Source organism: Microcystis sp. M53598_WE2 (assembly GCF_030067735.1).
GTDB lineage: Bacteria > Cyanobacteriota > Cyanobacteriia > Cyanobacteriales > Microcystaceae > Microcystis > Microcystis aeruginosa.
In genome coordinates, this window is record NZ_JASJFE010000038.1 from 1 (window position 1) to 3,314 (window position 3,314).

4 protein-coding genes are annotated in these 3,314 nt (G+C 49.4%); 2 read left to right on the top strand and 2 right to left on the bottom strand.

The features are described from left to right. Positions 1-325 precede the first annotated feature (325 nt). Both hbs and cobD read left to right on the top strand, forming a co-directional pair. Complete coding sequence (gene hbs, locus PX636_RS00835; RefSeq protein WP_002759570.1) at positions 326-610, top strand: non-specific DNA-binding protein Hbs; 285 nt, start codon at positions 326-328, stop codon at positions 608-610. 55 nt (positions 611-665) lie between these two features. Further along, positions 666-1,745, top strand: a complete 1,080-nt coding sequence (gene cobD / locus PX636_RS00840) for a threonine-phosphate decarboxylase CobD (RefSeq protein ID WP_002795762.1) — start codon at positions 666-668, stop codon at positions 1,743-1,745. A 31-nt stretch (positions 1,746-1,776) separates the two neighbouring features. Here cobD and psbC read toward each other — a convergent pair whose 3' ends face one another. Together psbC and PX636_RS00850 are read right to left on the bottom strand one after the other, a co-directional pair. Further along, positions 1,777-3,159: a photosystem II reaction center protein CP43 gene (gene psbC / locus PX636_RS00845; protein ID WP_002739004.1), complete on the bottom strand. Its 1,383-nt coding sequence runs from the start codon at positions 3,157-3,159 to the stop codon at positions 1,777-1,779. Beyond that, on the bottom strand, positions 3,143-3,314 hold a 172-nt coding region (locus tag PX636_RS00850), incomplete at its 5' end, for a photosystem II protein D2 (protein WP_271931852.1). The genes psbC and PX636_RS00850, both read right to left, overlap by 17 nt.

Consider the following 3,314-nt stretch of genomic DNA (forward strand, 5'->3'; position numbering starts at 1 on the left):
TACCTATCGCTTTTAGAGAATATTTATCGGCAATTTAGCCAGCTAATCTCTTTTTATTAGCTTATATCGCTGTTAATCTCTCGCTTATTTCCTTTTGTGTCTCCCCGTGGCGGGGAATCGAGAGGAAATCTAGATAAATTAAAGGTTTCAGCGATCCCGATCGAGACAATTCCCGCTTAGAATAATGCAGTGGAATATATAGCCAATGAGGATTTGAGGCATTATTTAGTGATCTCGATCCTGGCGAGTCCTCAAGAGGGGAACCATAATAAACTACTGACAACCACCCTAAACTCAGAAAAACCGCAAAAAAAGGAGTTAGCGCATGAATAAAGGTGAATTAATCGATCAAATCGCTCTCAAAGCCTCTGTCACCAAAAAACAAGCAGATGCTGTTCTCACTGCCGCCATCGAGACCATTATCGAAGCGGTTTCTGAGGGGGACAAAGTAACCCTAGTAGGATTCGGTTCCTTCGAGGCCCGGGAACGTCAGGCCAGGGAAGGACGCAACCCGAAAACCGGCGATAAGATGGAGATTCCGGCCACTCGCGTCCCGGCTTTCTCGGCCGGTAAACTGTTTAAAGACAGAGTGGCCCCGGATAAGGAATAATTACTGTTGAGTTTCGTTCTTGCGTAGCGAGCGCAAAGCGTTCGCTGTAAGTCTTTTGCCTAGACCTAAACATGGTGGTAATCTTGACTGGGCGGCCGCCATTGCCGGCTGTCCGGTTTCCTCTATTCTCGATTTTTCTGCCAGTATCAACCCCCTCGGTCCGCCAGAAAGCGCCCTAACCGCTATTAAAAACCATTTAACCAGTCTGACTCGTTATCCTGACCCCGGGTATTGGCAGTTGCGTTCTGCCCTCGCTCAATGGCATGATATCGGGCCGGATTGGATTCTCCCCGGCAATGGTGCGGCCGAGTTATTAACCTGGGCCGGTCGGGAATTAGCAGCATTTGATAGTGTTTATGTACTAAAACCCGCTTTTAACGATTACGAACGGGCTTTAAAAAGTTTTGGTGGAAACATCTGCCAACATTCCCTAGATTTAACCACTTTAAAGCCGGTTAATCCCGAAAAACAAGGCTTATTACTCAATAATCCCCACAATCCCACGGGGAAACTCTGGACGGTGGCGGCCATTCGTCCCTATCTATCGCAATTTGGTTTGGTGGTAGTGGATGAAGCTTTTATGGATTTTTTACCCCCGCAACAACAGGAGAGTTTAATATCTCTCTTGCCGGAATATCCCAATCTCGTGATTGTGCGTTCCCTAACTAAATTTTACAGTCTCCCCGGTTTACGTCTAGGATACGTCCTCGCTCATCCCGATCGCCTGTTACAATGGCAAAGATGGCGCGATCCTTGGTCGGTGAATAATTTGGCCGTGGTTGCCGCTATTGCGGGAATTGAAGATAGAGATTTTCAACAACAAACTTGGGATTGGTTAACAGCAGCCCGTGAGGATTTATGGCAGGGATTAGCTAATTTTCCGCAATTACAGCCCCAAACCAGTGCCGCTAACTTCCTCTTAGTACAATCTCAATCTTCCTGTTTACCCCTACAGGAAGCTTTATTAAAATATCATCGAATTTTCATCCGCGATTGTCTCAGTTTCCCCGAATTGGGCAGCAATTATTTTCGGGTAGCTGTCCGTTTACCGGCAGAAAATCAACGATTATTATCGGCTTTAGAGAGTATTTTAGCCGCGTCTGATATTAACAACAAAAAGGCTCCCGCCAACTAGACGGGAGCCGCTGCCATCGAACTAAGGGAAATTAGTCGAGGTCAGGCATTGCCAATGCGGGTTCAGTCTCGCGGTCAATTCCTTTCTCGAAACCGGCGGCGGCGGCGCGAGCGCGTCCAGCGTGCCAGAGGTGTCCAATCAGGAAGAAGAAGGCGAGGGTGAAGTGAGAGGTAGCCAACCAAGCGCGAGGAGACACATAGTTAAACGAGTTAACGTCAGTGATAACACCACCCACAGAGTTCAAGGAACCTAAAGGAGCGTGGGTCATGTATTCAGCCGCGCGGCGGACTTGCCAGGGTTGTACGTCATTTCTGATTTTGTCGAGGTCTAAACCGTTAGGACCGCGGAGGGGTTCTAACCAGGGACCGCGGAAATCCCAGAAACGCATGGTTTCACCACCGAAGATGATTTCACCAGTGGGAGAGCGCATCAGGTATTTACCTAGACCGGTGGGGCCTTGGGCAGAAGCGACGTTAGCGCCTAAGCGTTGGTCACGCACCAAGAAGGTGAAAGCTTGAGCTTGGGAAGCTTCCATACCGGTCGGACCGTAGAATTCACTGGGATAGGCGGTGTTGTTAAACCAAACGTAAACGGCGGCGATAAAGCCCATCATGGAAAGAGCGCCCAAGCTGTAGGACAGATAGGCTTCTCCAGACCAGATGAAAGCGCGGCGCGCCCAAGCAAAAGGTTTGGTGAGAATGTGCCAGATACCGCCAGCGATACAGATTAAGCCAATCCAGATGTGACCGCCGATGATATCTTCCATGTTGTTGACGCTGATAATCCAGCCTTCGCCACCGAAAGGAGCTTTGGTCAGATAACCAAAGATAACTGCGGGGTTGAGGGTAGGATTAGTGATGATGCGGACATCACCGCCACCGGGAGCCCAGGTATCATAGACACCGCCAAAGAACATGGCTTTAAATACCAACAACAGCGCGCCACAACCCAAGAGAATCAGGTGATAACCGATGATGTTGGTCATTTGGTTTTTGTCTTTCCAGTCGTAACCGAAGAAATTAGAGTATTCCTCTAGGGTTTCCGGTCCGCGGATAGCGTGGTAGATACCACCAAAACCGAGTACAGCCGAAGAAATTAAGTGCAGAACACCAGCGACGAAGTAGGGGAAGGTATCGACTACTTCACCACCCGGACCGACCCCAAAACCGAGGGTAGCTAAGTGGGGAAGCAGGATTAAACCCTGTTCGTACATCGGTTTTTCGGGGATAAAGTGGGCGGTTTCAAACAGGGTCATTGCCCCGGCCCAGAAAACGATTAAACCAGCGTGAGCGACGTGAGCGCCGAGCAGTTTACCGGAGAGGTTGATAAGACGAGCGTTACCAGACCACCAAGCGAAGCCGGTGGAACTTTGGTCACGACCGGTAGCGGTAGGGATATTAGAGAGCGTTACCACGCGGGAGAACCTCCTCAGGGAAGATAAAGTTTTCGTGGGGTTGGTCTTGGGGAGCCATCCAAGCTCTCAGACCTTCGTTAAGCAGAATATTTTTAGTGTAGAAGGTTTCAAATTCCGGGTCTTCCGCCGCTCTCAATTCCTGAGAAACGAAGTCA